The sequence below is a fragment of the Caldimonas sp. genome (assembly GCF_046289365.1).
Classification (GTDB): domain Bacteria; phylum Pseudomonadota; class Gammaproteobacteria; order Burkholderiales; family Burkholderiaceae_C; genus Caldimonas.
The window spans coordinates 1-4,172 of record NZ_JBKBVU010000206.1 but is presented as its reverse complement, the minus strand read 5'-3'; the positions used below and the strand labels follow the sequence as shown (position 1 = coordinate 4,172).

Genomic DNA, 4,172 nt, shown 5'->3' with positions numbered 1-4,172 from the left:
CTTTTTTGTGTCTCCGCGACCCCTGAGAAACAACATGATTTCTTCGGGGGGCGCGGCCTGCTCTGGTTCCGGCGCCGGGGTCTGGCGCTTGAGCCGGTTGATCTGCTTGACCATCAGGAAGATGATGAAGGCCAGGATCAGGAAGTTGATCGCCACCGTGAGGAAGCTGCCGTAGGCCAACACCGCGCCGGCCTTTTTCGCCTCGGCCAGGGTCTCGGCGGTCTGGCCTGCCAGCGGGATGAAGTAGTTGGAGAAATCCAGGCCGCCGAAGAGGGTGCTCACCACCGGCATGATCACGTCACCCACCATCGAGTCGACGATCTTGCCGAACGCCCCGCCGATGATCACCCCGACGGCCAGATCGATGACGTTGCCTTTGACGGCAAACTCCTTGAATTCGCTCATGAAGCCCATGCAGTTCTCCTTAGTGCTTGGCCCACCCGTGGCGCCCCTCGCCCGCGGTTGCGCGCAGTATGCCTGCGGGGACTGCGGCGGCCAAGCCGGGCGGCGGCGCGCGCGGCTGGCGCACAGCCGGGCGGCGTTCGCTCTGGCTGGGCGTCCCGGCTGTCCGCTAGAATCGCGGGTTGCCCCTAACCAAAGAAGTGCTTCTGAGGATCCCCCATGAGTGATCAGCAAGTGGACAAGAGCCGCCGCACCTGGGTCGCCATTGCCTGTGGCGCGGGCGCTGTCGGCGGCGTGGCCACCGCCATCCCCTTCGTCAGCACCTTCCAGCCGTCCGAGCGTGCCCGTGCCGCCGGTGCTGCGGTCGAGGTGGACATCAGCACGCTCAAGCCGGGCGAGATGATCACCGTGGAGTGGCGGGGCAAGCCGGTGTGGATCCTGCGTCGCACCCCCGAGCAGCTCGAATCGCTGGCCAAGACCGAGTCCCAGGTGGCCGACCCGAACTCCGAGCGCACCCAGTACCCCACGCCGGAGTACGCGCGCAACCAGCATCGCTCGATCAAGCCCGAGATCTTCGTGGGGGTGGGCATCTGCTCGCATCTGGGGTGCTCGCCCGTCTCCAAGTTCACGCCGGGCGCCCAGCCCTCGCTGCCCGACGACTGGCAGGGCGGTTTCCTGTGTCCCTGTCACGGCTCCACCTTCGACATCGCCGGGCGCGTGTTCAAGAACAAGCCTGCACCGGACAACCTGGAAGTGCCGCCGCACATGTACCTGTCCGACACCAAGCTGTTGATCGGTGAGGACAAGCAGGCCTGAGCCCTGATGCACGGACAAGAAAAGGTGACACCCCATGGCTGAATTCAAAGAGGCGCCCGTCGGCGCCACCGCGGGCCAGAAGCTGCTGACCTGGATCGACAACCGCTTCCCGCTCACCAAGCTCTACAACGAGCACATGGGCGAGTACTACGCGCCCAAGAATTTCAACTTCTGGTACGTCTTCGGCTCGCTGGCCCTCGTGGTGCTGGTGATCCAGATCGTTACCGGCATCTTCCTTGTGATGCACTACAAGCCCGATGCGAACCTCGCCTTCGCCTCGGTCGAGTACATCATGCGCGACGTGCCCTGGGGCTGGCTGATCCGCTACATGCACTCCACGGGTGCCTCGGCCTTCTTCATCGTCGTCTACCTGCACATGTTCCGCGGGCTGCTCTACGGCTCGTACCGCAAGCCGCGCGAGCTGGTGTGGATCTTCGGTTGCGCGATCTTCCTGTGCCTGATGGCCGAGGCCTTCTTCGGCTACCTGCTGCCCTGGGGCCAGATGTCCTACTGGGGGGCCCAGGTGATCGTGAACCTGTTCGCTGCCGTGCCCTTCATCGGCCCCGACCTGGCCCTGCTGATCCGCGGCGACTACGTGGTCTCCGACGCCACCCTGAACCGCTTCTTCAGCTTCCACGTCATCGCCATCCCGCTGGTGCTGCTGGGCCTGGTGGTGGCGCACATCATCGCGCTGCACGAAGTGGGCTCGAACAACCCTGATGGCGTCGAGATCAAGGCCAAGAAGGATGCCCAGGGCCGTCCGCTCGATGGCATTCCCTTCCATCCGTACTACACGGTGCACGACATCTTTGCGCTGAGCGTCTTCCTGATGGTGTTCTCGGCCGTGGTGTTCTTCGCGCCCGAGTTCGGCGGCTACTTCCTGGAGTTCAACAACTTCATCCCGGCCGACCCGCTGAAGACCCCGGCGCACATCGCCCCGGTGTGGTATTTCACGCCGTACTACTCGATGCTGCGCGCCACCACCGACCTGATGGTCAACGTGCTCGTGGTGCTGGTCGCGCTGGGCGCCATCCTGGCGGTGCTGCGGGGCGGCTTTGGCGCCAAGGGCAAGCTGGCCATCATCGTCGGTGCCGTGGTGGCCGCCGGTCTGCTCAAGGCTTTCGATGCCAAGTTCTGGGGCGTGGTGGTGATGGGAGGGGCCGTGATCATCATGTTCTTCCTCCCCTGGCTCGATCGCAGCCCGGTCAAGTCCATCCGCTACCGTCCCGACTGGCACAAATACATCTACGGCGCGTTCGTGCTCGTGTTCGTGGTGCTGGGCTATCTGGGCATCCAGCCGCCCTCGCCGATGGGCGAACTGATCTCCCAGATCGGCACGCTGTTCTACTTCGGCTTCTTCCTGCTCATGCCCTGGTGGTCGCGCCTGGGCGAGTTCAAGCCGGTGCCTGAGCGTGTGACCTTTGCCGCCCACTGAGCCCGCCGGAGTCTGCCCCATGAAAAAAATGATCCAAACACTGCTGGCCGCGCTGGTGCTGAGTGTCGGCCTGTCCACGGCCCATGCGGCCGGTGGCGGCATCGCCTGGGACAAGTTCCCCAAAGAGCGGGTCACCGACCTGGCCGCGCTGCAAAACGGTGCCAAACTCTTCGTCAATTACTGCCTGAACTGCCATTCGGCGGCCTTCATGCGCTACAACCGCCTGCGCGACATCGGCCTGACCGAAGAGCAGATCAAGAACAACCTGATGTTCACCACCGACAAGGTGGGCGAGACCATGAAGGTGGCCATCGACCCGAAGATGGCCAAGGAATGGTTCGGCGCCAATCCGCCCGACCTCACCGTCATCGCCCGTTCGCGCGCGGCCGCCGGCAAGGGTTCGGGCGCCGATTACCTCTACACTTACCTGCGTACCTACTACCGCGACGACACCAAGGCCACCGGCTGGAACAACCTGGCCTTCCCCAGCGTGGGCATGCCCCATGTGATGTGGGAGCTGCAAGGCCAGCGCGTGGCACGCTACGCCCAGCAGCCCGATCCGCACGATCCGAGCAAGACCGTCGAGGTGTTTGCCGGCTTCGAGCAGATCACTCCGGGCAAGATGACCGAAGCCGAGTTCAACTCGGCCATCGCTGACCTGGTGGCTTTCCTGCAATGGATGGGTGAGCCGGCCCAGAACCAGCGTGTGCGCCTGGGGGTGTGGGTGCTGATCTTCCTGGCAGGTTTCACCTTCATTGCCTGGCGCTTGAACGCTGCTTATTGGAAAGACGTGAAATGAGACGGGCGTGACGCGGGCCGCTGAAGCGGCGCAGCGTCACCCCCCGCCGGAGTGGGCCCGCCGACGCGTCCCACTCCTTTCGTTTTTAGGATCTCTCGCCTCACGAGGAGCTCGCCACCATGATGGTGCTTTACTCCGGAACCACCTGCCCCTACTCCCACCGCTGCCGCTTCGTGCTGTTCGAGAAGGGCATGGACTTCGAGATCCGCGATGTCGATCTCTTCGCCAAGCCCGAGGACATCGCGCTGATGAACCCGTACAACGAGGTGCCCATCCTGGTGGAGCGCGACCTCATCCTGTACGAGTCCAACATCATCAACGAATACATCGACGAGCGCTTCCCGCACCCGCAGCTCATGCCCGGCGACCCCGTGGCGCGCGCCCGTGTGCGGCTGTTCCTGCTCAACTTCGAGAAGGAGCTGTTCGCCCATGTCAACGTGCTGGAGTCGCGCGGCATCAAGCCCACCGACAAGCAGCTCGAGCGCGCGCGCGCCCAGATCCGCGACCGGCTGACCCAGTTGGCGCCGATCTTCCTCAAGAACAAGTACATGTTGGGCGAGGACTTCTCGATGCTCGACGTGGCCATCGCCCCGCTGCTGTGGCGCCTGGATTACTATGGCATCGACCTGTCCAAGAACGCCATGCCGCTGCTCAAGTACGCCGAGCGCATCTTCTCGCGGCCGGCCTACATCGAGGCGCTGACCCCGTCCGAGAAGGTCA

General features: G+C 64.0%; 5 protein-coding genes. 4 read left to right on the top strand and 1 reads right to left on the bottom strand.

From position 1 onward, the window contains the following. The coding region (gene mscL / locus ACK42S_RS15315) for a large conductance mechanosensitive channel protein MscL (protein ID WP_409709435.1) at positions 1–414 on the bottom strand (414 nt) is incomplete at its 3' end. 207 nt (positions 415–621) lie between these two features. Here mscL and petA point away from each other — a divergent pair. The 4 genes from petA to ACK42S_RS15295 all read left to right on the top strand — a co-directional run. Continuing rightward, positions 622–1,218: a ubiquinol-cytochrome c reductase iron-sulfur subunit gene (gene petA / locus ACK42S_RS15310; RefSeq protein WP_409709432.1), complete on the top strand. Its 597-nt coding sequence runs from the start codon at positions 622–624 to the stop codon at positions 1,216–1,218. A 34-nt stretch (positions 1,219–1,252) separates the two neighbouring features. After that, positions 1,253–2,653 (top strand): cytochrome b, encoded by a 1,401-nt coding sequence (locus ACK42S_RS15305; protein ID WP_409709429.1) that lies wholly within the window; start codon positions 1,253–1,255, stop codon positions 2,651–2,653. A gap of 19 nt (positions 2,654–2,672) precedes the next feature. Beyond that, positions 2,673–3,452 (top strand): cytochrome c1, encoded by a 780-nt coding sequence (locus tag ACK42S_RS15300; protein ID WP_409709426.1) that lies wholly within the window; start codon positions 2,673–2,675, stop codon positions 3,450–3,452. Between the two features lie 119 nt (positions 3,453–3,571). Next, on the top strand, positions 3,572–4,172 hold a 601-nt coding region (locus ACK42S_RS15295), incomplete at its 3' end, for a glutathione S-transferase N-terminal domain-containing protein (protein ID WP_409709423.1).